23 protein-coding genes are annotated in these 25,612 nt (G+C 33.5%); 10 read left to right on the plus strand and 13 right to left on the minus strand.

Features of this window, described 5'->3' with window-relative positions; all coding sequences use genetic code 11:
* The coding region (locus tag J7K39_11265; protein MCD6180469.1) for a family 20 glycosylhydrolase at positions 1 to 1,007 on the plus strand (1,007 nt) is incomplete at its 5' end.
* Between the two features lie 68 nt (positions 1,008 to 1,075).
* On the opposite strand, the gene J7K39_11270 is transcribed toward J7K39_11265, so the two are convergent.
* Positions 1,076 to 2,533 (minus strand): MFS transporter, encoded by a 1,458-nt coding sequence (locus J7K39_11270; GenBank protein ID MCD6180470.1) that lies wholly within the window; start codon positions 2,531 to 2,533, stop codon positions 1,076 to 1,078.
* A gap of 102 nt (positions 2,534 to 2,635) precedes the next feature.
* Here J7K39_11270 and J7K39_11275 point away from each other — a divergent pair, with 102 nt between their 5' ends.
* Positions 2,636 to 3,250 (plus strand): threonylcarbamoyl-AMP synthase, encoded by a 615-nt coding sequence (locus J7K39_11275; GenBank protein ID MCD6180471.1) that lies wholly within the window; start codon positions 2,636 to 2,638, stop codon positions 3,248 to 3,250.
* A gap of 99 nt (positions 3,251 to 3,349) precedes the next feature.
* On the plus strand, positions 3,350 to 4,075 hold the full coding sequence (locus J7K39_11280) for a polyprenol monophosphomannose synthase (protein ID MCD6180472.1): 726 nt from the start codon (positions 3,350 to 3,352) through the stop codon (positions 4,073 to 4,075).
* Between the two features lie 43 nt (positions 4,076 to 4,118).
* Here the strand turns inward: J7K39_11280 and J7K39_11285 are convergent, their stop codons facing one another.
* A complete protein-coding gene (locus tag J7K39_11285; GenBank protein ID MCD6180473.1) occupies positions 4,119 to 4,700 on the minus strand; it encodes a TetR/AcrR family transcriptional regulator in 582 nt (193 codons plus the stop codon).
* A 98-nt stretch (positions 4,701 to 4,798) separates the two neighbouring features.
* Positions 4,799 to 5,851, minus strand: coding sequence for a type IX secretion system protein PorQ (gene porQ / locus J7K39_11290; protein ID MCD6180474.1), 1,053 nt, complete (start codon positions 5,849 to 5,851; stop codon positions 4,799 to 4,801).
* Between the two features lie 171 nt (positions 5,852 to 6,022).
* On the opposite strand from porQ, the gene J7K39_11295 reads away from it, so the two are divergent.
* Positions 6,023 to 7,171, plus strand: a complete 1,149-nt coding sequence (locus J7K39_11295; protein ID MCD6180475.1) for a sigma-54-dependent Fis family transcriptional regulator — start codon at positions 6,023 to 6,025, stop codon at positions 7,169 to 7,171.
* Here the strand turns inward: J7K39_11295 and J7K39_11300 are convergent.
* Positions 7,168 to 7,818: an NAAT family transporter gene (locus tag J7K39_11300; GenBank protein ID MCD6180476.1), complete on the minus strand. Its 651-nt coding sequence runs from the start codon at positions 7,816 to 7,818 to the stop codon at positions 7,168 to 7,170. The genes J7K39_11295 and J7K39_11300 overlap by 4 nt on opposite strands.
* 178 nt (positions 7,819 to 7,996) lie before the next feature.
* On the opposite strand from J7K39_11300, the gene J7K39_11305 reads away from it, so the two are divergent.
* Positions 7,997 to 9,355, plus strand: coding sequence for a hypothetical protein (locus J7K39_11305; GenBank protein ID MCD6180477.1), 1,359 nt, complete (start codon positions 7,997 to 7,999; stop codon positions 9,353 to 9,355).
* 65 nt (positions 9,356 to 9,420) lie between these two features.
* Here J7K39_11305 and J7K39_11310 read toward each other — a convergent pair whose 3' ends face one another.
* Entirely contained in the window at positions 9,421 to 9,939 is a 519-nt protein-coding gene (locus tag J7K39_11310) for a hypothetical protein (GenBank protein MCD6180478.1), read from the minus strand.
* A gap of 12 nt (positions 9,940 to 9,951) precedes the next feature.
* Positions 9,952 to 10,365 (minus strand): hypothetical protein, encoded by a 414-nt coding sequence (locus J7K39_11315; protein MCD6180479.1) that lies wholly within the window; start codon positions 10,363 to 10,365, stop codon positions 9,952 to 9,954.
* A gap of 407 nt (positions 10,366 to 10,772) precedes the next feature.
* On the opposite strand from J7K39_11315, the gene J7K39_11320 reads away from it, so the two are divergent.
* Both J7K39_11320 and J7K39_11325 read left to right on the plus strand, forming a co-directional pair.
* The gene (locus J7K39_11320; GenBank protein ID MCD6180480.1) at positions 10,773 to 11,336 is read left to right on the plus strand and encodes a YqgE/AlgH family protein; all 564 of its coding nucleotides are present in this window, start codon (positions 10,773 to 10,775) and stop codon (positions 11,334 to 11,336) included.
* 241 nt (positions 11,337 to 11,577) lie between these two features.
* Positions 11,578 to 12,786, plus strand: a complete 1,209-nt coding sequence (locus J7K39_11325) for a hypothetical protein (GenBank protein ID MCD6180481.1) — start codon at positions 11,578 to 11,580, stop codon at positions 12,784 to 12,786.
* A gap of 75 nt (positions 12,787 to 12,861) precedes the next feature.
* Here the strand turns inward: J7K39_11325 and J7K39_11330 are convergent, their stop codons facing one another.
* The 3 genes from J7K39_11330 to J7K39_11340 form a co-directional block, all read right to left on the minus strand.
* A complete protein-coding gene (locus J7K39_11330) occupies positions 12,862 to 13,236 on the minus strand; it encodes an RNA-binding S4 domain-containing protein (protein MCD6180482.1) in 375 nt (124 codons plus the stop codon).
* Positions 13,237 to 13,239: 3 nt separating this feature from the next.
* The gene (gene der / locus J7K39_11335) at positions 13,240 to 14,547 is read right to left on the minus strand and encodes a ribosome biogenesis GTPase Der (protein MCD6180483.1); all 1,308 of its coding nucleotides are present in this window, start codon (positions 14,545 to 14,547) and stop codon (positions 13,240 to 13,242) included.
* A 73-nt stretch (positions 14,548 to 14,620) separates the two neighbouring features.
* Positions 14,621 to 15,217, minus strand: a complete 597-nt coding sequence (locus J7K39_11340; protein MCD6180484.1) for an HD domain-containing protein — start codon at positions 15,215 to 15,217, stop codon at positions 14,621 to 14,623.
* Between the two features lie 190 nt (positions 15,218 to 15,407).
* On the opposite strand from J7K39_11340, the gene J7K39_11345 reads away from it, so the two are divergent.
* Together J7K39_11345 and J7K39_11350 are read left to right on the plus strand one after the other, a co-directional pair.
* A complete protein-coding gene (locus J7K39_11345; protein MCD6180485.1) occupies positions 15,408 to 16,883 on the plus strand; it encodes a hypothetical protein in 1,476 nt (491 codons plus the stop codon).
* Complete coding sequence (locus J7K39_11350; protein ID MCD6180486.1) at positions 16,880 to 17,560, plus strand: DUF554 domain-containing protein; 681 nt, start codon at positions 16,880 to 16,882, stop codon at positions 17,558 to 17,560. The genes J7K39_11345 and J7K39_11350 overlap by 4 nt, the downstream gene beginning before the upstream one ends.
* A 73-nt stretch (positions 17,561 to 17,633) precedes the next feature.
* Here the strand turns inward: J7K39_11350 and J7K39_11355 are convergent, their stop codons facing one another.
* The 4 genes from J7K39_11355 to J7K39_11370 form a co-directional block, all read right to left on the minus strand.
* A complete protein-coding gene (locus J7K39_11355; protein MCD6180487.1) occupies positions 17,634 to 19,286 on the minus strand; it encodes a sodium:alanine symporter family protein in 1,653 nt (550 codons plus the stop codon).
* Between the two features lie 180 nt (positions 19,287 to 19,466).
* A complete protein-coding gene (locus J7K39_11360) occupies positions 19,467 to 21,659 on the minus strand; it encodes a S9 family peptidase (GenBank protein ID MCD6180488.1) in 2,193 nt (730 codons plus the stop codon).
* A gap of 77 nt (positions 21,660 to 21,736) precedes the next feature.
* Positions 21,737 to 22,774: a sensor histidine kinase gene (locus J7K39_11365; GenBank protein ID MCD6180489.1), complete on the minus strand. Its 1,038-nt coding sequence runs from the start codon at positions 22,772 to 22,774 to the stop codon at positions 21,737 to 21,739.
* An 8-nt stretch (positions 22,775 to 22,782) separates the two neighbouring features.
* On the minus strand, positions 22,783 to 23,481 hold the full coding sequence (locus J7K39_11370; GenBank protein MCD6180490.1) for a response regulator transcription factor: 699 nt from the start codon (positions 23,479 to 23,481) through the stop codon (positions 22,783 to 22,785).
* Between the two features lie 164 nt (positions 23,482 to 23,645).
* Between J7K39_11370 and J7K39_11375 the strand changes: the two genes are divergently transcribed.
* Positions 23,646 to 25,607, plus strand: coding sequence for a PAS domain S-box protein (locus tag J7K39_11375; GenBank protein ID MCD6180491.1), 1,962 nt, complete (start codon positions 23,646 to 23,648; stop codon positions 25,605 to 25,607).
* The last annotated feature ends 5 nt before the right edge of the window (positions 25,608 to 25,612 follow it).

Raw genomic sequence — 25,612 nt, forward strand, 5'->3', positions numbered from 1 at the left:
ATCCTGAACTCTCTTGTACTGGTGATCTGCAGGAAGTGCCTAATCATTGGGGCGTTTTTAAAGATATTTATTGTGCGGGAAATGATAAAACTTTTGAATTCATTGAAGATGTGTTGGATGAGGTTATCGATTTATTCCCAGGTTCTTATATTCATATTGGTGGCGATGAAGCTCCAAAAGACCGTTGGGAGGAGTGTGCGAAATGCCAAGCCAGAATGCAAAAAGAAGGTTTGGAAAATGAACACGAATTGCAAAGTTATTTTATCAAACGAATTGATAAATACCTGAGTTCAAAAGGAAAAAAATTATTAGGCTGGGATGAGATTTTAGAAGGTGGTTTAGCCAAGAATGCTACGGTAATGTCGTGGCGAGGAATGACCGGAGGAATTGCTGCTGCTCGTCAGGGAAACCATGTGGTTATGACTCCGGGAACGCACTGTTATTTCGACCACTATCAAGCGGATAAGGATTTTGAACCCAAGGCCATTGGTGGATATACTTCTTTAAAGAAAGTCTATGAATTTGAACCTGTTCCCGAAGATTTGTTTACCGAGCAGAAAGAATTGATTTTAGGCGCTCAAGGAAATGTATGGACAGAGTATATGCATACAACAGATCAGGTGGAATATATGATCTTACCACGAATGCTAGCGCTTTCAGAAGTTCTCTGGGGAAAGAAAGATGCTAAAAATTGGTCTGCTTTTCAAGAACGACTTCAAGATCATTTTAAGCTTTTTGATAAAAAAGGATATCGCTATTCCAAAGGGACTTATCGCCTTAGTTTTGAAATGAGTTTTGATAGTGTTGAAAATCAAAAAAAGGTGGAGATTATCTCTGAGCAATATCAAGCTAAGATTTACTATGCGCTAAATGGTTTAGAGCCTGATACCACTTCATTTTTATATGAAGGTCCAATATCAGTTTCTTCGCAAGACAGTATTATTACGGCAGGTATCTTTGAGCAAGGAGAACTTTTGAGAGCTGTTAGCGTGTTTAAAATAAGGTAAAAATACCAATAGCGATTATCCCGAAAGGCAGGTCGTAAATTGCTTTTAAGGGGCTCTTTTTATTTTAGCTAATTCTTCTCGGTTTTACCAAGTACAAATTGATTGTATAAAAATAGTGCAATAATAGTTCCAACTCCAATGGTACTGAAGATTATCCAAATACTATAAGGGTGATAAGTGTCCCAAAGCATATTTGTTAAACCTCTTTGGTCGGTGTGTAGCAATTCGGCTGCTTTTTTAAAATAATCGTTTTGTGTAAAAGATTGACTGATAGCAGGTATATCCAAACCGCGTTTTGCCATTTCTATTTGTAGCAAACTTACTTTGTCGGATGTTGATTGGTAAACAGGACCTGAAAAAATACCCGCAAGGTAGTTACCAACGGCTACTGGTAAAAAAGAAGTCCCCATATATAATGCTTCTTTATTTTTTGGAGCAATGCGTCCAATATATTCTGTAAATTTTGGTGAACTTGCCATTTCTCCTAAAGAAAAGATAAGAATAGCAGCTATGATATAAAAACCATTATTGGTTCCGAATGATAAGCCAATACCCACAGACATGACAGCAATACCTGTTATTATAGCATTTATAGGTTTTAGTTTCATTACGAGTGTAGAAATAATAATTTGAAAGAGAATGATAAATCCGGCATCTAAATTCACCATCATTTCTGGAGCAATTATACCTTCCTTTGTTCCTACTGCAGAAGCTATTGTGGGAGAGAAGCTATTAATCCAGTCATAGATCATCTCGGTATTTACCCATTGATCAATAAAGTTTGGTAATGTATAGAACAGTTGGTTAAACATAGTCCAAAAGCCAATCATAATTATTAGAAACAATGTAAGCTTTATGTCTGAAAGAGCAACAACAATATTTTTAAGTGACTTTGTCAGAGAGATGAGAAATGGATCTGAATTCTTAACCCTGTCAGGCTCTTTATAAAAAAGAAGTACCAGTACAATATTGACAAGAATTGCAGATGCTGCCATCAAGAAAACAATATGCCAACCATAAATATGTCTTAATTTTGATGAAAATACCGGACCTATAAAACCACCAATATTCACTATCATATAAAATATTCCAAATCCTATGGATGATGTAGATTCGTCAGTTGTTTTTGTAACTGTTGCTGATACTATTGGTTTAAAAATTGCGGCTCCAAGTGCGACAAATAAAAACGTAACATAAACAGCCGTATAACTTCTAAATTGTCCCATTAGATAATACGAGGAGGCTAAAATTACAAATGCAATAATGAGCATTTTTTTGTAGCCAAAGCGATCGGCAAGAGCACCTGTAAATAGTGGAAGAAAATATAAAATGGCGGTCACAGTCCCCATAATACTTCCCTTTTGTGTTTGGCTAAATCCTAAAGCTCCTGTATCTGTAGACTGAGTAAGATATAGTGCTAATACAGTAAATAAACCATACCAAGCCCAACGCTCAAATAGCTCCATAGAGTTAGCAATCCAGAAAGTACGAGGGAATTTTTTAAAAGTGGTAACGATAGAACTCATAGGATTAGAATTTTTTACTCGGGCAAAAATAACAGAAGCAAATTGATTTTCAAGTAAAATGCCAAATTTTGTTTTAGATTTGTATGCTTTAAAGACAAAGTTATGCTTGTAAAACTATATCCGGAAAATCCATCACAACGACATTTATCCACTATTTATGAGTGTTTAATGGATGGAGGAGTTATTATTTATCCAACAGATACTGTTTATAGTTTTGGAGGAAATAGTTTGAGTATGAAAGCACTAGATAAAATTGCTCGTCTCAAAGGGATTAAAAAGGAAAAAGCGAATTTTTCTTTAGTATTTAACGACTTAACTCATCTTTCAAATTATACACGTCCCTTTGATAAAACTACATTCAAGCTTCTGAAGAAGCATTTACCGGGTCCTTTTACTTTTATTCTAGAGGCTAATAATCAAATTCCTAAATTATTTCAAAATAGGAAGAAGAGTATTGGTATTCGTATTCCGAATCATCCCATTCCCATGGAAATTGTGAGAATGCTTGGAAATCCAATGTTTTCGGCTTCTATCCATGCTGATGATAGCATTATCGAATATGAAACTGATCCTGAAATTCTTTATGATGCGTGGGGAGACAAAGTAGATATTGTGATTGATGCAGGATTTAGTGGTAATATGGCTTCTACCGTGGTAGATTGCAACGGTGGTGGTATAGAGATTATCCGACAAGGAAAAGGGGAGCTGGAATTTTAATCTGTAATTCAAAAAATAATATACTTGATTTCTTAACATTTTCTACCTTTTTAAGACGTAAATAATTTGTAATTTCGCAGCTCATTTTAAAAAGATACCGTGTCCGATAGCATAGTCATTATCCCAACTTATAACGAGAAAGAGAATATAGAAAGTATTATTCGTGCTGTTTTCTCGCTTTCCAAAGATTTTCATATACTGGTAATTGAGGATAATTCGCCCGACGGTACAGCTGATATTGTTAAGCGGTTGATGGAAGAGTTTCCGGAACAGCTTTTTATTGAAGAGCGTAAAGGAAAGCTTGGCTTGGGAACCGCATATATTCACGGTTTTAAGTGGGCTTTAAAGCGTACTTACGACTTTGTGTTTGAAATGGATGCTGATTTTTCTCATAATCCTGAGGATTTACTTCGTTTGTATAATGCTACCAAAGTAGATGGAAATGATGCTGCTATAGGTTCTCGTTATATTACCGGTGTAAACGTAGTTAATTGGCCTATGGGTCGTGTTTTAATGTCGTATTATGCATCTGCTTACGTTCGTTTGGTTACAGGCTTAAATATTAGAGATACAACAGCGGGTTTTATGTGCTATAAACGCAATGTGTTGGAAACAATGGATCTTGATGCTGTTCGTTTAACAGGATATGGTTTTCAGATCGAGATGAAATATTCGGTTACAAAACTTAAATTTAAGATTATTGAAGTCCCCATAATATTTACCGATCGTACTTTGGGAGAATCAAAAATGAATAAAAGCATTTTCCGTGAAGCTGTTTTTGGAGTGATGGCTTTACGTTTTCGGAAAATTAAAGCAAGAAAATAAAATTATTTTTAAATCGCTACTTGAGCCGATTTATGATGTGCTATCAGCGTCGCATTATACCAAAGAAGAGAATACGAAGAACGTAATCTATCCTTTTTTCCATATTTCTTTTCTCCCCTTTTATTAATAGAGGAGTTTCCAAACCTTTAATAGCTGTTACTAATGCAATTGCAGCCAATTCGGGGTCTTGTATGGAAAATTCACGACTTTTTACACCTTCAATAAGGATGTCCTGTAGTATATTAATTTCTCTTTTATGGTATTTTTTTCTCAGTTCTACAATAAAGTCAAGTTGATGTAATGATTCGCTTTTTATTACTTCGTAAAAGTTATTTAATTCTCGAATCTTATTTAGTCTTGTAAAAATATATAGCTTGAACTTTTCATTGGCAGGAACAGGTTGCTTAATTTGATTTAAAATATTATTAAATAATATATTAGATTCAGCATCGACAACCGCTTCATAGATTTCTTCTTTACTCTTAAAATAGTAATAAATGGAGCTTTTGCCTTTTCTTGCACCAACGGCAATGTCGTCCATAGTAGTCTTTTTGTAGCCGTATCTACTAAATACATCGCGAGCAACTTCTATTATTAATTCCTTGACTTTTAATTTATTGGCCATAAGTATTCATTTTTTCGACTAATGGTATTTTAAAGTCCAAAAATACGAATCTCTTGATTCAAATCAAAGATATTTAAAAGAAAAATATTAAGGCTGAATTATTTACCAATAAACTGACTTAAATTAGTTGCAATACTTAAATAATTAGGTGAGGCAACTAAATGTTGAGCATTGCGTGCGTAGCTTATTTGGAATTTATAAATATTTAATCCAAAGCCCCAAGAAAAACCAACTGTAGATAAACGGCTAGGGATAGTCATCTCTTTGCGTTTTAGGTAGTTGTAGCCTAATCTTAGACTTAGTGCTTTCATAGGCTTTAGCTCAGCCCCGATTACAATATGTCTCATTAACTTATCGGCAAAATCATCTATTCCTGTGCTTTGATTAATATCTTCATCATTAATAAAAGAATTTGCTTGGTCGGCAAAAACGTCGGTATAACTGAGATCCCACCTTTGTAAATTTGTAAGTAAAACAGAAAAACGTAATGGCAAGTGTGCTAATTCTTTAGAAAAGCCTGCTTGAATTTCAAAAGGAAGATTCTCACGAGTATTTGGTGTATATGTTTTAATTTGGGTCCCAATATTCCTGAAAATAATACTGGCACTCATCTTTCTTGCTGTCAATATATAAGTTGCGGCAACATCAACGGCAATACCAAAGGAATTATATGATTCGTAACTGGAATAAAGTCCTTTAAGATTTGCACCGATAAAAAAGGTAGAATCTAATGCTCTACTCCAGCCAATATTCAAAGCATAGTCGTTAGCTGTAAAGCTTCCGTATCGGTCTCCAGTTTCGCTTGCATAATCAAATTCTCCATAATCCATAAATTGCATACTAGCCACAAAAGTACCGAGTTTTTCAATTGTTCTGCCGTAGCTTACTGAGCCGTAATTGATATTAGAAAAATAATCAACAAAATTAAATTGTAACTGATTATGCATATTTGCAGATATTAAAGAAGGATTTTCTACTGCCAAGCTAATATCATTATCGTATACGCTTTGAAAATTGCCTCCTAAAGCGATGCTTCTTGCAGAAAAAGGTAAGTTCAAAAATGCATAAGTAGTTCCTGATTCGCTTTGCGAAAAAACAGATAAAGGAATAAAGAATAAAATTAAGATATAAGTAGTAAAACGATTTTGCACTATTATCGGCTTTTTAATTTAATAAACGAAAGCGAAGCTTTTAAATTGTTTGATAATTTTTTATTTCACAAAGATAAAAATCCCGGTAATTTATAATGTAAATAATGTGAAAATATGTTATGATATTTGTGCTTGCAACTAAAAAAGGTACATTTGTATAAAGATAATTTTATGGCTAAAATTTTAGTAATCGACGATGAGAGAAGTATTAGAAATGCAATTAAAGAGATACTTGAATTTGAAAAATATGAAGTAACTCTTGCCTCAGATGGCTTTGAAGGTATTTCTATGATTGAACAGAGTGAATTTGATGTTATTTTATGCGATGTAAAAATGCCGGGTAAAGATGGTATGGAAGTTTTACATGAAGCTATGAAATTAACGGAGACTCCTTTTATTGTGATTTCTGGTCATGGCACTATTGAATTAGCTGTTGAGGCTATTAAAAAAGGTGCCTATGATTATATTGCTAAGCCATTAGATCTTAACCGCTTATTAATTGCTTTACGGAATGCTATGGAAAAAGGCAAGCTGGAAGTAGAAACCAAAAAATTACGAAAAAAGGTTAGCAATAAATATAATATGATAGGTGAGTCTGATTCTATGAAACAGCTCCGTATTTTGATAGACAAAGTTGCTCCAACACAGGCGCGAGTATTTATTACCGGCGAAAATGGAACAGGGAAAGAATTGGTTGCAAGAGCTATATATGAGGCTAGCAATCGTTCTAAAGCCCCATTTGTAGAAGTAAATTGCGCAGCTATTCCTTCTGAGTTAATAGAGAGTCAGCTATTTGGCCATGAGAAAGGTTCTTTTACATCGGCTGTAAAACAACGTAAAGGCGACTTTGAACTTGCAAATGGAGGAACATTATTCCTCGATGAAATTGGAGATATGAGCTTATCGGCACAAGCTAAAGTTTTACGCGCCTTGCAAGAAAATAAAATTGTTAGAGTAGGTGGAGAGAAGGATATCCCTGTTGATGTTCGTATTATTGCTGCAACAAATAAAAAAATAAAGGAAGAAATAGCAAAAAATAATTTTAGAGAAGACCTTTATCATCGACTTAGTGTTATTTTAATTGAAGTGCCTCCTCTTCGTGAGCGTAAAGAGGATATACCATTATTGGTTGATTATTTTCTTAGAGATATTGCCGAAGCACAAAGAAAAAAGAAAACTGAAATAAGCGATAAGGCAATCGTTGCGTTACAAGAAAAATTTTGGTCAGGGAATATTCGTGAATTGCGTAATGTGGTGGAGCGACTCGTTATTTTAGCCGGAAGCAAGATAGAGGTTAAAGATATTGAGAGCTATGTTTAAGCAGGAGCTAATATATCTCGCAGTATAGGTCCTAATCCGGCAAAAAAGAATTCAACAGCAATTACCATTACTATTAGTCCCATTAGTTTTAGCATTATTTTGTTTCCCGTTTCACCTAATATTTTTGTTATTCTACTACCTCCTAAATAGATTATAAGTGTTAATAACATAGTAAAAATAATAGTGCCGAATAATATAGCTTTCAAAGTAAAGCTGTTTGAATCTTCCATCAAAACAATAGAGTTAGTAATGGCTCCAGGTCCGGCTATCATTGGAATTCCCAAAGGAGTAACAGAAATATCATCTACATAATCCTTAATGTTTTCTTGAGGAATATTCTTAAGCGAACTTAAACGGGCATTAAGCATATCGTATCCCATCATAAAGAAAATTATCCCACCGGCAATACGAAAACTATTTACCGAAATACCAAAAAAATCAAAAAGCATTTGTCCTCCAAATGCAAATATCATTAATGTAATAAATGCAGTTAATACAGCTTTTAATGCTGTTTTGGTACGTTCGGCTTTACTTAAGTTCGATGTCATTGTTAGGAAAACAGGCATAGAACCCAAAGGGTTTATAAGTGTAAAAAAAGAAGTAAAATACAATAAGCTTATGGTTAACAATTCGTGGGTGTTATTCATATTAATTTTTTTGCAAAAGTAGCAAATAAAGAAACGAATATGGATTAGATAAACCCAAATATACAGTTAAGCAGATCGAATATAGATTTACTTACTTGGTTCTCTTTCAATATCAATACCTTTAAAGGAAAAACATGTGCTTTTAGAAGCTTAATATTAATTCACTAAAACAAATAAGATGAAAAGTAAAGTTCGCAGTTTAAGTATTTTATTTATGCTGATATTTTTAACTACAGTAGTTGATGCTCAGTGGGTTACTGATACGGAATATGGATTTAAAATAAAAGTTCCAAATGCTTGGAGCAAAGATAAAACTCAGGATGGTACTGATAGGGTACATGATTTTTTAGATCCAACAGAGAATGTTTTTGTTGAAGTAAGAGCTTTTGAGACAGGAGAGGGGTTTACTCCCGATATTTTGGCTCAAGTTTTTGAAAGTTCCGGACTGCCGGGAGCACAACGTTTAGCTTTTGAAGATTATACATTAAATGGGACTTCCGGTAAGTTTGCAGGATATAAAACTACAATAAATGGTTTAACGGTTGGTATTGGAGCGTTTTATGCTGTTACTCGAGATTATTCTTACATTCTTTGGAGTTTGATTCCTATAGAAGTTTATAATCAGTATAGTGCGAAAGGCGATGCCGTTTTAAATACATTTACCTTAATTCCAAAAGTAAATAAGCCAAGATATGTAGCTAAACAAGAACCTCAAATTGAATTGATAGCATTCAAAATTAGTGATAGAATAACTGATGATTATGATATTACTGTTGAGAAGAAGAGGTTTCCTGTAGCAACCCCTAATATTTGGGTGGTTTATGATTGGAAAGGGAATGGAAACGGAAGTACGTTTGTTGTAGATTGGTATTATGAGGGACAGTATATCCGTGGTGCATCTAAGGAATTTAAAATGCCTGATTTTCAAGACGGATATGGTTATGCTAATATTGATATGGATGGAGCTTTTAAAGTAGGGAAATATACTGTTGAAGCCAAAGTTGATTCCAAAGTGTTGGGAACAATTAGTTTTGAGGTTTTTGCTGACCAATCAAATACATTTCAAATAAAGCCTCCCGAAAATAGTCGTAATTCAGCTTCAGCAACAGTATGGGGAAAAGCTAATTCAAGTTATAGTGTTTCTGCACCACAGAGAGCTTCATCATCAAAAGTGAAAACCGTAAAGCTTGGCGGTTCTAAAAACTATTATAATTTCAAAAAGGGGATTGTTAAGTCTTATGATGATGCTGATTTATTAAATGAACCTTGGTGTACAGAATTTCCGGCATTATGTGGTAATTGGGTTAAAACAGGAAAATCGCAGTTAAATCAGGTTAACTCGGCTCCGGCTTTGGGTTATATTAGTGATGGTAAAGGCTTTACGGATTGTCAGCAAGTACCTGTAAACGAAGTTCTTGTTTTTAAGTTGAAGGATGGAACTTATGCAAAAGTATTGATTATAAAAGATCAGTTTTCTAAGACCAACAATAGATGTAATCACGATATTACCTTACAAATAATCTATCCTGCTTTCTAATGCAAAAATAATAAGGGCATCTCAATTTATGAAATGCCTTTATATTCTTTTTTAAGCTTTTAAAATTAGTTTTTTGCTCTGCCTTTTAAATAGACAACAAGTCCAACTAAGCCAAAAATTATGGCGAGTCCCGGATAAAGGTTAAGACCTTCCGGAAGGTTTTCGTAAATTTCAATATCTACATAATCTCCCGATTGTAAATCTGCTTCTATTAAAATTGTTTGGTCTGATTTAGATTGATAGGTAAAGTCAAGACCGTTTTCTGCACGTTTAATTCCTCCTGTTTCTTCTGAGTCCGAGACTGTGGCAATTCTTTTTTCTCTTTTGATTAATTCGCCAGATTGCGTTTTAACGCTTACGATTAATTGAATTTCAGCCCATTGTTGAATCCCTGTTTCTTCGTCAACAGCCCAAAAAAACATCGTATAGCTGTTGCTTTCTTTAGCCTCAAGCTTTACCTTATGGATTTTGGTTTGCGTAAAACGTTGCTCATAAATACGATAATTACTTTTGGCATTAGTAAAATAGAAAAAGCCAACAATTCCCACTATCAGTAGGAGAAGCCCAAATTGTTTTTTATTCATTTTTTTAATCGATTATTGAACTTGGAACGATTTTGTTATGGGCTCTTTTTCTGTTCCTACAATTGTAATTACAACTTCGTAATTACCCATTGGCCAGCCATTATTAGGTCTGATTAGGCTTGAGTTAAGGTTGAGAGTACCTATATTTTCTCCTGAATTAAGAACAACTGCATCAATAGGAATTTTGTCTTGACCTAAATAAAACCAAGCAAATTCTACATCTGTATCGTTGGGTGCATTATTCAAATGGCAACTCAAAAATATTTCCGGAGTGTTAGTGTTAAATACAGGATTGTCAGCAGGACACTGATTATCGGTTATTGATGTACACATTTTAACATTCGTAATATTTGCTGTGCTAAAATTACAAGAGTTAAATACGATTGCGACACCAAAAAAAACAAGAATTGAGATAATTTTTTTCATAGGAGTATTTTTTTTATTTGTCCCCTAAATTAAACTTTTGCAATTTGGAAATAGAGGTAAATAAAAATATGAGCTATTTTGATCCATATTCGATGCTTATTCGTTAAAATTCGTTTAGAAAAAATAAAAATTAAATTGCTAATTAGTTAATACTGAACGAAACTTTGTAAAAAAATTTAAAAAGGCGGCGTCGCATCAATTTTTTTTATGCAAAGTTGTTTTTTGTCTATAAAAATATTTTATCTTTGTCGCGATGCGTTAATTTTAAGTGGGAATAATAATTGGCCTCCAGTCATTGATTTGATTGGAGGTTTTTTTTTGATTTGTGGTGGTTGATTATTAGATGAAAGAAATAATGATTAATTTAGTAATCAGAAAAATTGTTGTTGGAAATTAAATGTAAAATAATGAAGTCGACTAATATATTACCTGAAAAGGGGAATATTCTTATTTCGGAGCCCAGTTTGCAAGATTTTTATTTTGCTCGCTCGGTTGTATTGTTGGCGGAACACAATGAGGAAGGCTCTTTTGGGATTATTTTAAATAAGCCTGTAGACCTTAAGTTTAACGAGATTGTTAAAGATTTTCCACATTATGATGGGAAAGTATTTTTGGGAGGCCCCGTTAGCACTAAGAACTTATTTTTTATTCATACCAAAGGCGATTTGATTGAGAATAGCCAGCCTTTAGGTCAGGATTTGTTTTGGGGCGGGAATATTGAAGATGTTAAGATCTTGTTAGATAGTAAATTACTCGATTCGAAATCTATACGTTTTTTTGTTGGATATTCCGGTTGGTCAGAAAATCAATTAGATGAAGAATTGAAAACTGATTCGTGGCTTGTATCAAAAGTTAATCACAATAAACTAATATCCTATAAAGCCGAAAATATGTGGGCAAATGTGCTAAAGGATTTAGGAGGCGATTATGCTCTTTGGGCTAATTTCCCTTTAGACCCCAGTTTTAATTAAATTTGATGTGAAATCATAATTTTTGTATATTTGTATATTAATCAAGCGATTGGAGAGAATTGCTAAATTATCTAATTAAGAAAATTTCCATTATATGGATATTTATTTTCTTTTGGATCATTTATCATTAATCGTTAATTATCTGTCAGTAAATGTATTACGATGATTATTGTTTGTTTGGTCTAATTATTGTCTGCAAATCGGGAGATAAAAATGAAGTTAAACTTAAAATTATATTACCATGAGAAAAAATGTTCTTTTACTGGTTGTATCCCTTGCCTTAGTTTTTACAGGTTGTAATAAAACTAAAACGGATATAGACACATCTACAGATCGTACGTTCGAGATGAATAACGATTTGGCTTCTTTAAGCGAGCGATTTACGGTTGTAAATGAGCCTATAGAGTGGACTAACTATATTTATAAGTCCTCACAATTAAACCCAGTATCTTTTAATGAGGATTGGCGTTTATTACCTTATATATCCGGTACTGATACTTTAAGTGCTAGTTGTGTAGATGCTTTATCTGGATTTGTTTATGTTGGTTCGCATCTCAATAACTATAAAGTTACTCCTGCTGAGGCTTGGGGTGGCGAAATAGCAATTGTTGATTTATCCGGTCCTTCACTAGTGGGTTCTGCTTATGATCCTCTTGTTGATTATAACGATATGGAAATTAGTTCTTCAGATCCTAATAATTTATGGATTACAGGTGAAAATAATAATCGAGGTTCAGTTATTTTAAGAGTTGATGTAAGTGCTCTTCCTCCATTTGTATCTGCAGGTCCTACTTTGGAAATGTCTATTTTTGGGACTTCAGGAAATTCTATTACTATTGCTGGTAGCGATCTTTGGGTTTCTAGTGCAACTCATCCTACTACTCCAACTATTGGTGGAGGTTTATTGGCAATTAATAAAAACTTCCCTGCTCAAACCAATTATTCTTTTAACGTGGCTCAGGCTAAGCAATTTGATGCTGATGGTACACATGGTGTTTTACTTTACGGAAGTTCTCCAACACAGTCTTACATTCGTGTTTTCGATATGAATAACCTTTATAGCTTTGTTGATTATCCTTTAAACGGTTATGATGTTACCGATTTAGGTAAAAATGCTGTTGATGTTAGTCAGGGTTATGCTTATTTAGCAATGGGAGATGATGGTGTTATAAAGGTTGATCTTACATCAGGTGCTGTTGTAAATCAGTTCCTTAATTATGGAAAAGGTTATGCTAATGGTGTTAAAGTAGATGGTACATATGTTTATGTTGCTTACGGACAAGGTGGATTCTATTTATTAGATAAAACTGATTTATCTGCTGTTGGCCATTGGGATACTGTATATTCTTGTAACTATGTTGCAATTGATCCTGTTGAACTTCCTGCAACTTCAAATCACGTATATCTTGCAAATGGTAGAGCCGGTTTGATTTGTTTATCCAGAATATAATTCTTAATAATATATAAATAAAGCCCTGATAGATTTTCTATCAGGGCTTTATACTTTTAAGGCATTTATCTGTTTCTACAGATTCTTCAACTTTTCAATATCTCGTCTGTCTCTTTTTGAGGGTCGTCCTGCTCCACGATCGCGCCGTTCCGTTTTCATTTGCTTTATAAACTCTAACCTTTCGTATTCTTCTGCCGAAGTCAGGTCCTCATAGTTTTGAGCTGCAAGAGTTGCATTTACCCGGTTTTTAATAAGTTTAACAACTTTAATCTTTTTATTTAAGTTATTCACTTTAAATTCAATAATATCTCCAATTTTGAGATCGCGACTAGCTTTAGCTGCAATACCGTCAATTTTTATACGCCCACCTTTACAAGCTTCTGTGGCTAAGCTTCGTGTTTTAAATGCTCTGATAGCCCAAAGCCATTTATCTATGCGTATGGAGTCCATTTTTTATTTATCTCTAAAATACAAACGAATTGGTGATCCGTGAAAATCGTATTCTTCTCTAATCTTGTTTTCAAGAAAGCGTGAATAAGAGTCTTTAACTTCCTGCGGTAGATTACAAAAGAAAGCAAAGGCAGGATATGCCAAAGGAAGTTGAGTAATATATTTAATCTTGATATATCTATCGCGTGAAGCCGCCGGAGGAGGAGTTGCCTGTATAAGTGGTAATAAATGTTCGTTTAGTTTTGAAGTTGTAATTTTGCGACTCCTATTTTCTAAAACAAGATTTGCGGCATCAAGTGCTTTAAATAAACGTTGTTTATCAAGTACTGAAACAAACAAGATGGGAACATCTGTAAATGGAGCAATTTTTTCTTTAATCCTTTGCTTGAATTCCAAATGAGTATTTGATGATTTATCAACTAAGTCCCATTTGTTTACAACAATAACAAGACCTTTATTGTTTTTCTGAATCAGTCTTAAAATACTAATATCTTGAGCTTCAATACCTTCTTTAGCATCTATCATTAGAAAGCAAACATCGCTACTTTCAATAGCTCTTATGGAGCGGAGAACAGAATAAAACTCAATATTTTCATGAACTTTTTTCTTTTTGCGAATTCCGGCAGTATCTACCAATTCAAATTCGTATCCAAAGCGTTTATATACTGTGTTTATAGTATCTCTGGTAGTTCCTGCAATTTTTGTAACTATATTTCTGTTATCACCAAGCAGTGCGTTTATAAAAGATGATTTTCCTACGTTTGGACGTCCTACAACAGCAAATTTTGGTAAATCGGATACTTCTTCTTCGGGTTTTTCTTCGAATTTCTTTACTACATCATCAAGTAAATCGCCCGTACCGCTTCCGTTAATAGCCGAGACACTATATACTTCACCTAATCCAAGAGCATAAAACTCTGTTGAGTCGTAATAACGTTTGGTATTGTCTACTTTGTTTGAAACAAGGAAAACGGGTTTATTCGTTTTGCGTAACATTTCTGCAACATCTTCATCCATTGGTGTTATTCCGTCTATAACATCCACTAAAAAAACAATCACATCTGTTTCGTCTATGGCAATTTGAACCTGTTTGCGAATCTCTTCTTCAAAAGTGTCCTCGGATCCTATAACGTATCCACCTGTATCTATAACGTCAAATTCTATACCGTTCCAATGCGAAACGCCATAGTTTCTGTCGCGAGTTACTCCACTAGTTTCTTCTACAATAGCATCACGCGAATCTGTAAGCCTATTAAAAAAGGTTGATTTTCCGACATTTGGTCGCCCAACGATTGCAAGAATATTTTTCATGATTTATTTTTTGAGGGTGCAAAAATACTAAAATTCCGCTATTTAGCTAATTATAAATAGAATAGCTTATGATTTAGCTATTTTGGCAAATTTTGTACAAATTTCGTATTTCTAATGCAGCTTTTTGTTTGTTTTTTTCGAGTAGTCTTTGAGCGGATTTTGTGTAATATTGATGGGTTTCAAGGAATTCAACTTGAATTTTAAGCCATTCAACTAAATTATAATTATGTTTTCCCATTAACTTCCACTCATAACGTAATTTGGTACTTCTGATAAAAAAATAATCTCTTCCCAAATAATCTAAATCAGCATCACAAATAATATTTTCCAGAATACAATTTGCTTTTTCCATTAGCTTAGTTTTTCTGATTAAACCTGATATTATTTTGATTTCATCGTTTGAATAAGAAAATTTGGGTAGTTCTTTTTCGCAAATATTAATAGATTCTTCTTCATGATTTTCATAATCAATGAGCATTCCGCTATCGTGATATAATGATGCTGTTAGTAGTAAAAGAGTATCGTAATCATTAACATTTTCCAGTCTGGCAAGCTCTTTTGCAGCATAATATACATTAATGGTATGCTCCAAATTGTGATAAACGAGATTAGGATTCAATTCACTATGAAGGCGATTAATTATATATTGTTTTGCTCGATAAAATTCCATACTAAATAAAATATGTAACTAAATTACATCTTTTTAACACCTTGGCATTGTGAATTTATAAATATGTGAATAAATTAACTTTTTTACAAGAATCTTACTAATAAGCTGAATTGAATATTTTTTTCGTTTTTAACAATAGGGCTAATTTTTAATCGTATTGTAAAGGTATTCTTTATCTTTGACACATATTATGAGCTTTAAAACATTTTTACAATTTGGTATATTCTTATTAGTCATATTTATGGCTATGGTTGCGTGTAGAAAGGATGATATAATAACAACTGATTCATCAGTTCGATTGAGCTTTTCAAATGATACTATTACTTTCGATACTATTTTTACCACTATGGGATCGGTTACTAAGCAGCTGAGAATATATAATAATGAGGATAATAGTGTTATTATTTCAAAAATTACTCTTGCCGGAGGATCAAATAGTCCATATCAGATTAATGTTGATGGTCGTGGTGGTACTTCATTTAATAATATTGAATTGGCAGGGGGTGACAGTCTATATATTTTTGTAAGAATTACAATCGATCCGACAAATCAGAATATTCCTATGATTGTTCGAGATTCTGTTATCTTTGAACTAAATGGAAATCAACAAGATGTAGATTTATATGCTTGGGGTCAAGATGCTCACTTTATTATGCCAAATCTAAGCATTGATGGATTACCTCCTCTAAATATTATTGCCGGAGAGAATGAGACCGTAAGATGGACTAGTGATAAACCTTATGTTGTTGTTGGATATGCCGTAGTTGATTCGATGGCTAATTTAATAGTCGATCCCGGTACTCGAATTCATTTTTATAATAATTCAGGTTTGTGGATTTATAAAGGTGCTAGTATTCAGGTTAATGGAACTTCAGAGAGCCCTGTTGTTTTTCAAGGGACACGATTAGATGAGGATTATAAAGATTTACCCGCACAATGGGATAGGATTTGGATTAATGAGAGTGCTGTAAATAGTAGTTTTAATTACGCTATAATTAAAAATGGAACAATTGGAATACAGGCTGAGACTTTAAACGAAAGTATGGGTAACACTTTGGTTTTGAATAATACTCAGATTTTAAATATGTCGGGATGGAGTATTTTTACGCGTTTCTATCAGATTGAAGCCAATAACCTTTTAGTGGTTAATGCAGGCAGTAGCTTATTAAATATTACAAGCGGAGGTAGCTATAGTTTTAAAAACAGCACTTTTGGAAATTATTGGAAATATGGTGTTCGTAAAGATCCTTTATTGCATATAAGTAATTATTATATTTTGCCAACAGCCGAAGGAGATATCGTTTATACAGGAGTGCTTGAAGAAGCTTATTTTGGCGATTGTATTTTTTATGGTCAAATGGATGATGAAATTTTAGTTGATCCATATCCCGAGACTGAGAGTGAATTTTCCTACCTTTTTGATTATTGTTTACTTAAAAGCTCTCTTGAATCAGATTTGAATTCGCAAAATAGTGTTTTTAATGAAGACCCGTTATTTATTGACCCTTTTGAACTTGATTTTCATTTAGATACATTATCGCCGGCAATTGATAGAGGAATCCCAATGGGAAATACCTTTGATTTAGATGCTGTTTTACGCGATGAAAAACCAGACTTAGGTGCATTTGAATATGTAACTCAATCAACTAATACAAAAAGAAGATGATAGGAACATTTGTAAATTTCGGAACCGTTATACTAGGCAGTACAATAGGTTTAATTATTCATCGAAATCTTCCTATACGATATGTTCAACTCGTATTTCAGATTATGGGCTTGTTTACTTTGGTATTAGGTTTTAAAATGGCTTTAGAAGGGCAGCAATTATTGGTAATGATTTTTAGTTTAATTTTAGGTGGACTCTTAGGAGAAGTGTTGAAAATTGAAGACTGGATAAATTCTTTAGGCAATCGTGTAAAGCGATTAACTAAAAGTAAAAACGATTCTTTTAGTGAAGGATTAATTACGGCTTTTTTACTTTTTTGTGTAGGTTCAATGACTATTTTAGGTGCCATTGAGGAAGGAATGGGAGGAAATCCTGAATTACTTCTTGTAAAATCGTTGATGGATGGTATTTCTTCTATTGCACTCACCGTTGCTTTTGGTGTTGGAGTGTTATTTTCGGCTATACCATTGCTATTATTCCAAGGGGGATTAACATTATTGGCAAGTCAACTTGGAGAATTTATAGATCCCGTAACCATAACCGAAGTAACCGCTGTGGGTGGTGTAATTCTTATAGGCTTAGGAATAAATCTTTTAGAGATTAAGAAAATAAAGGTAGTGAATCTTTTACCTGCAATGCTGATAGTTCCTTTATTAATGGAGCTTTTTGTAAGATAATTGTGGGATTAATAAAATACCCATAATCAAGTTCAGCTATTCCAAAATAATACAATATTGTAGTTTTCCGTATTTATTTTTTTTCAAAATTAGTCCAGTAGTCTTTTACTGTTTGTTTCATTTCTTTACGAAGCATAAGGATTCCAAAAAGATTAGGTAAAGTCATCATAGCAATAGCAATTCCTGAAAAAGTCCAGATAATTGTAGTATCGGTAAAACTGGCAACAAAAAATCCAAGAATATAAACAACTCTATATGGCATTACCCATTTTGAACCCCAAAGATAGGTTACTGCTCTGTCGCCGTAGTACGACCAAGCAATGGCAGTTGAAAAAGCAAATAGAAGCAAGCCGATAGTAACAATATATTCTCCATAATCACCAAAATACCCTTTTCGGAAAGCACGGATAGTTAGAGGTGCGGAGTGTAAAAGTGATTTTCCTCTAAAAGTTAGATTTGTATTCTGTACATCTCCGTTTTTAACCAAAACTTTGCCGCTATATGCTTCACCATTATCAAATACTTTAACATCTTCTGCAATTGAGCGAGCATGAAAAATGCTTAAGTTATTTTGTATTTCACCATCAACAACATCTAACTCACCGGAGAAAAATGCAATATCTGTTTCTTGATTTAGAATATAGGTTTTGAGTGTATTTTTATCTGCACTATCATTTTCATCATATATTTGATTGAAAATTTTTGTTTCAGAATATTGGAAATTGGTTTCCTGTTTTTCGTTCCAAACACCCGATGAAACAAGTGCAAGTCCGGTTAGCGTGCAAATAACCATAGTGTCGATAAATGGCTCTAAAATAGAAACCATACCTTCTGATACAGGCTCGTGTGCTTTTGCAGCAGCGTGTGCAATAGGAGCGGAGCCTTGTCCGGCTTCGTTGGAGAATAATCCGCGATTTACGCCACGATTAAAGGCAAAAGCAAAAGAGGCTCCAAGAAACCCACCCGTTGCAGCAGTTCCATTTATTACATCACCAAAAATAAGTCCCAAGGAAGGAATAATATTTTCCCAGTTGAAAAATATAACAGAAAAAACACCAACAATATAAATTAAAGCCATGCCGGGAACCAACTTATCTGTAACCTTTACAATGCGTTTGATACCACCAATAATTACAAAACCTAGTATTACGGCTAAAACGCCACCTGTAATTATTGGTTGGATTCCGAAAGTTGAAAATACAGAACTTGAAATACTATTAATTTGAGGCATATTTCCTGTGCCGAAAGATGAAATAATAGTAGCAAAAGCAAATATTGCTGCTAACCATTTCATATTTAAACGGTTTTTCATATAATACATTGGTCCGCCACTAATACTACCATCGGGAGCAATTTCGCGGTATTTATGCGATAAGGTTACTTCTACAAATTTGGTTGTCATTCCAAAAAATGCAGTAACCAGCATCCAAAATAAGGCAGCAGGACCTCCTAAATGAATGGCAAGAGCAACACCCGCAATATTTCCTGTTCCAACTGTTCCGGAAAGTGCTGTAGCTAAAGCCTGAAAGTGGGTGGCGTCTCCTTTGTCGGTATCTTTATCGTATTTGCCTCTTACAATACGAAGAGCGTGATTGAAATAACGTATTTGTGGAAATTTTAAATAAATAGAAAAGAATAATCCTGTTCCCAAAAGAGCAAAAACAAACCAAGTTGATCCACCGATGTATGAGTCTATATTAGCTAAAAAGGAGTTTAGTTCTTGCATGTTTGTATTTTTGTTTGCGAATATAAAAAAATTAGAGGTTTAAACGATTTCATTTTTTTTTGATAATCGAAGTAATAGTTTCTTGCTAATACTTATGGTTTGTTTTGAGCTTGGGAATGATTTCTAAAAAAGAGGCTGTCTGCATTAGCAGACAGCCCTTTAATATTTTTACAAATCTCTTTATTTCAAATGTTCAAACAAAAAGTTTGTCATTTTTGTGTATAGATTTAATGAAGTGTTTTTTCCCGTATAAATCCCGTGATTACTGTTAGGGTAAGCCATATAATCGAACTGTTTGTTTGCTGCAACTAAGGCTGTTACCATATCGAAAGAATTTTGAGGATGGACATTATCATCGGCTCCGCCATGAATTAAAAGATAGTTTCCTTTTAACTTTTCTACGTGGTTAATAGGAGAGTTGTCGTCGTACCCATCCGCATTTTCTTGTGGAGTACGCATAAAACGTTCAGTATAGATATTATCGTAATAACGCCAGTTTGTTACCGGAGCAACTGCAATTCCTGTATTAAAAACATCTGCACCTTTGGTCATAGCCAAAGAACTCATATATCCACCATAACTCCAACCAAAAATAGCAATTTTGCTTGCATCAACATAAGGTTGTTGTGCCATATGTTTTGCGGCTTCAATTTGATCTTGAATTTCGTATTTACCCAATTGTAAATAGGTCATTTTTTTAAATTCTTCACCACGGAATCCCGTACCACGATTATCAACAGAAACAATGATAATGTCGTTTTGTGCTAGCATTTGATACCAAGCACCACGACTACCACTCCAACGGTTTTGAACTGTTTGAGAACCCGGACCACCATAAACATAAAATAACACAGGATATTTTTTATTCTCATCAAAGTTAGGAGGAAGAATACGGTAGGCGTTTAACTCTATATTTTCGCTATTTTTAAGTTTGAAAAATTCTTTTTGTAAAAACCCGAATTCTTGTGTAGTTGCTGCTAATTCTTTATTTTCTTGCAATGTTTTAATCAGCTTTCCTTTTCTGCTTTTTAAACTGTAAACAGGAACATGATTGGCATCGCTCCAGTTGGAAATATAATAATTAAAATTTGAGCTGAAATTAACTGAATTCCAGCCTGTTGTTGTTTCTATGGGGTTTAGTTCTCCTTTTAAACTAACGGCATAAACTTCTCGATTAATAGCGGAGCTCTTTGCAGCATTAAAATAAACCACTTTCCTTTTGCTGTCGAAACCTAAAATACGGTCGATATCCCAAGAGCCGTCGGTAAGTTTCTTCAGCAATTCGCCCTTCATGTTATAGTAATATATATGTTTGTATCCTTCTGATTCACTTGTGAGAATAAAGCCTTGATTAGCTTCTTTTTTGCCTGAGATAAAATGCAAATCATCGGTAATATCAACATAATATTTATTTGATTCGGTATAGATAGTTTCTGTATTTCCTGTTTCAGGATCTGCTATAAGAAGCTCAAAATTATTTTGCAATCGGTTTAAACGAGATATAGATAGTGCATTGTCAGAATTTGTCCACTGAATTCGAGGAATATATATGTCGGTTTCAGTTCCGATATTCATACTTTTAATTTCACCGGTAGTAAGAGAGTAAGTATGGATACTCACTACAGAATTATCTTCTCCTGCTTTAGGGTATTTGTATTTTTCGTGTCTTGGGTATAAATCACCGTAATAGGTGAGTTCATATTCTTTGACTTGACTTTCGTCGAATCTGTAAAAAGCAATGTATTTGCCATTTGGCGACCAGAAAAAAGCTTTGGTGAAACTAAATTCTTCTTCGTAAACCCAGTCGGTAGATCCATTAATAATGTTTTCTATTTTTCCGTCGGTAGTAATTTGCTGCTCTGTATTTTTTTCTAAATCAACTAAAAACAGATTATTTTCACGTACAAAAGCTATCTTAGAACCATCAGGAGAAAAAGTAGCTAAGCTTTGTTTTCCATTAGGAGAGAGTGCTTTTAATGTGCTTGTTGCCAAATCGTAAATATAAAAATCGGCTTTAGTACTATGACGGTAAATTGCTTCGGTATTTGTCGATATTAAAACTTGTGTTTCGTCTTGGTTAAAATGATAAGAATTAATACGGATTAGTGTAGAATCTTCTAAAAATAACTTTGAGGCATCTACTATAAGCCGAGTTTCTTCGCCTGTTTTATAACTCGATTCAACTATGCCACGTGCATTTAGTTGGCAATAATGGTTGCCATCTTTCATAGATGCAATTCCACGAACAGATTTTGCGTAGAACTGTCGACTTTTAAAAATATCGTTAAGACTAATCTTTGATGTGGTATTTTTTTGACTAAAGCCCTGAAATACAAGTATTAATCCTAAGATAAGAGATAGAGATTTTTTCATGTTTGTGTTTTTTTGTTTAGCTGAACAAAGGTAATAATTATCGTGAAACAGCCTCTTGTAGAGTAATGAAAAGAAGTTTATGCTTTTTTTAATGTAAAGGCAAAAGTTGTTCCCAGCCCAATTGTGGACCGTACATTAATTACTTGTTTGTGGGCTTCGATAATATGTTTAACAATAGCTAAGCCAAGTCCGGTACCTCCAAAATCGCGTGAGCGTGCTTTGTCTGTTCGGTAAAAACGTTCAAAAATACGAGATAGCTCTTCTTTTGCTATTCCCGAACCATTATCGCTTACTTCTATTAAGATATTTTCATCCATTTCAAAAAAACCAAGTCTGACTTTTCCGTTTTTTGCCGCACCATATTTAATTGCGTTACTGATTAGATTAGCAAGGAGAGTATGGAGATGTTCTCTATCGGCATAAACAAAGATTGGCTGGTCATATTTTTTTATAAAAATAAGTTGACAAGATTTTTTGTTAGCTTTTTCCTCGTAGATATCAAATATTTCCTTTGTCAGATCAAGAATATTAAAACGGCTTTTATTTAAGATTAATTCTCCCGATTCAATTTTAGAAATGGTATCAAGTTCTTCAACAATTTTAATTAAACGCTCTACACTTTTTTCGGTACGGTTAAGGTATTTAAGGTTTATGTTTTCATCTTTTAAACCTCCATCCAATAAAGTAGAAATATAGCCCTGAATATTGAAAAGAGGAGTTTTTAATTCGTGCGAAATATTACCAATATATTCTTTTCGGTAACGCTCTAAACTTTGAAGCTCTTGTATCTTTTCTTGATATTCTTTACTCCAGGCAATTACTTCGTGGTGTACATTTTCTATGCTAGGTATAGCTTGTTTACGCTCAAGGATTTTGGTGCTTTTATTTCGTTTTTGATCTTTTATAGTTTTGTATATTACTTTTATTTTTTGGTAGATATAGTTTTCTGTATGCAGACGAATAATCCAAAAAGTAAAAATAGCAAAGATGAAAAAGACGCCTAAGAAGTAGCCAATTTCAATGTTAGAAATAAGATAAATATAAGCTAAACCCATAAAATAAAACAGGCTAATAATTCCTGTCATTCGAAGTGATAATCTGGTGGATTCACGCATATCAATACCTATTTTAAGTCGTTAAATTTGTAACCAACTCCTTTTACGGTTTTAATGCAATCAACCCCAATTTTTTCTCTAATCTTACGCATATGAACATCAATGGTGCGATCGCCCACTATTACCTGATTTCCCCATACTTTAGCGAATATTTCTTCACGAGCAAATACCTTATTAGGTTTGGATGTCAACAATAGGAGCAGCTCGAATTCTTTTTTAGGTAAATTAATTTCTTGCTCTTCTTTTATAACTAAATAACGTTCTTCGTCTATTGTAAAAGCGTTAAAACTAGAAATGCGATTTGTTTCGTTAGGATTGTTTTTGTCAGAATACCGTCTTAAAATAGAATATATTTTACTTATAAATAACTTTGGTTTAATAGGTTTAGTAATATAATCATCTGCGCCTGCATTAAAACCGGCTATTTGTGAGTAATCTTCGGCGCGCGCAGTAAGAAAAACAATCAGGCTGTTTTTTAATTCAGGAATTAACCTTATTTCTCCACAGGCTTCTATACCATCCATTTCGGGCATCATCACGTCTAGAATTATAAGCTGAGGCAATATTTTCTTGGCTAATTCAAGTCCCTTTTTTCCATTATTTGCAGTAAAGGTTTGAAAACCCTCGCGTTTGAGATTGTAACTTAGAAATTCAAGAATATCAGCCTCATCATCAACTAATAATATCTTTATGTTACCTGTATTCATTATTTTATTTTTTTAATATCACAAAGTTATTTAAAAATGTTAAAGCCTAGCCGTTTCAATATTAAACAATTGTTAAGTGCTCTACAGATAGAATTATAGAAAATAGAGTTTGTTTTCTATCCACATATTACTACTTTTGAATAAAATATAGAGCTTCGCAAACTATGGCTACATTTAATATACTAATTGTTGAAGATGAACTTATTAGCTCAAAACTACTCCAGAATTATTTAATTGGGATGGGACATAATGTTGTTGGAGTTGTGCCAAGTGGAGAAGAAGCCATTGCCTATGTTATTGAAAATAATCCGGATTTAATTTTAATGGATATTGAATTGTCGGGAAAACTAAATGGAATTGAAACCGTTGAAATTATTCGTCAAACAAAAGAAATCCCAACTTTATTTTTAACAGGTCAAACCGATAGGGCTTTGTTGGAAAGAGCTAAAGCTGTGGAGCCTATAGGCTATTTGCTAAAGCCTGTTCAGGCTATTCAGTTGGAGATAATTATTGAGATGACACAGAAAAAAATTCTGGTCGATCAAGAATTAGAAAATTATCAGAAATATTTAGAACGTTTGGTTGTAGACAGAACTAAAGGATTATTAGAGGAAGTAGAAAAGCATAAAAAGTCGTTAAAAAAGATTGAAGAGAATGAAATAAAATTAAGCGCTATAACTTCATCGGCTAATGATGCTATTATTATGTTTAATGAATATGGTCAGATTAATTTCTGGAACTTAGAAGCAACTAGGGTATTTGGCTATAAGGATGAAGAGATTATAAATCATAATATTCGAGTGCTTTTTTCGTCTGATAGTTTGAATGATGAATATAAGCAAAGTATAGAGCTTATTCAGGATGTTATTGAAAATAAACATCTCAGTAAAAATGTGGAACTCTCTGCTACTCACATGGATGGAAGAAGCCTGCCTATTGAAATGTCTATGGCAACCGTAGAGATTAGTGGAGGTCTTAATATTGTTTGTATTGTAAGGGATATTACAGAACGTAAAAAGTATCTTGAAGAAATTGAACGCTTTAAGTTGATAGCCGATATAGCAAATTATGGATTGGCAATTACTGATTTAGATGGACGTATTATTTATTTAAATAAATATTTTGCTAAAATTCATGGTTATGAGACTGAGGAAATTCTTGGCGAGAATTTTGATTTACTAAGTGCAGAAAATTCGCCTTATGATTTTAGTAGAATGGCTGAGCTTACTTTAAAGCAGGATGGTTTTGAGAGCGAAGAAATCTGGCACGTTAAAAAAGATCAACAACTACTTCCATTATTTTTGAATACTACTCTTATCAAGGATAAAAAGAATAACCCTACTTTCTTTGCTTTTTCAGGTATTGATATTACCCAAAATAAAGAATATGAAAAAAATATATTAAAATCTAAAAGTATTGCCGAAGATTCTGATCGTATGAAATCAGCCTTTCTTTCAACTATATCCCACGAATTACGTACTCCTTTGAATGCTATTATTGGCTTTTCGGAATTGATAAAAATAGGGGGGCTGGATACTGAAGATATAAATGATTTTAATGAAGAGATACTTGGTAGCGGATTACATTTGCTTTCTATTGTTGAGGATATATTAGATGTTTCTTTACTTGAAAAGCACGATTTGAAAATAGAACGTACGGAATTTTCATTGAATGTATTTTTGAAGCATATGTATGATAAGTTTAAAGATAGTAAGCGTTACGAAAATAAAGCCATCGAATTGTTAATGAAGGTAGATGTTAAGAGTGGCGATCCTTCCGTAGATCAAATTAATACAGACATTAAAAAACTAGAGCATATTTTTACCAAACTGCTTGATAATGCATATAAATTTTCTGACGAAGGGAAAATCGAATTTGGATATAATCGACGTAACTATAAGTATGAATTTTATGTAAAAGATCAAGGGGTGGGTATTGAGAAAGAGAAACTTAAACTTATCTTTGATAATTTTGAACAAGCAACAAATGATGAAAATCTTGTACATAATGGTTTAGGTCTGGGTTTATCCATTGTTCGTCACTTACTTGATGTTATGGGTGGCGAAATTCGGGTTGAATCAGAAGTGGGCAAAGGATCAACATTTTATTTTACTATTGAAAATTAATATTA

It is taken from the genome of Bacteroidales bacterium, assembly GCA_021157585.1.
GTDB lineage: Bacteria > Bacteroidota > Bacteroidia > Bacteroidales > UBA12170 > UBA12170.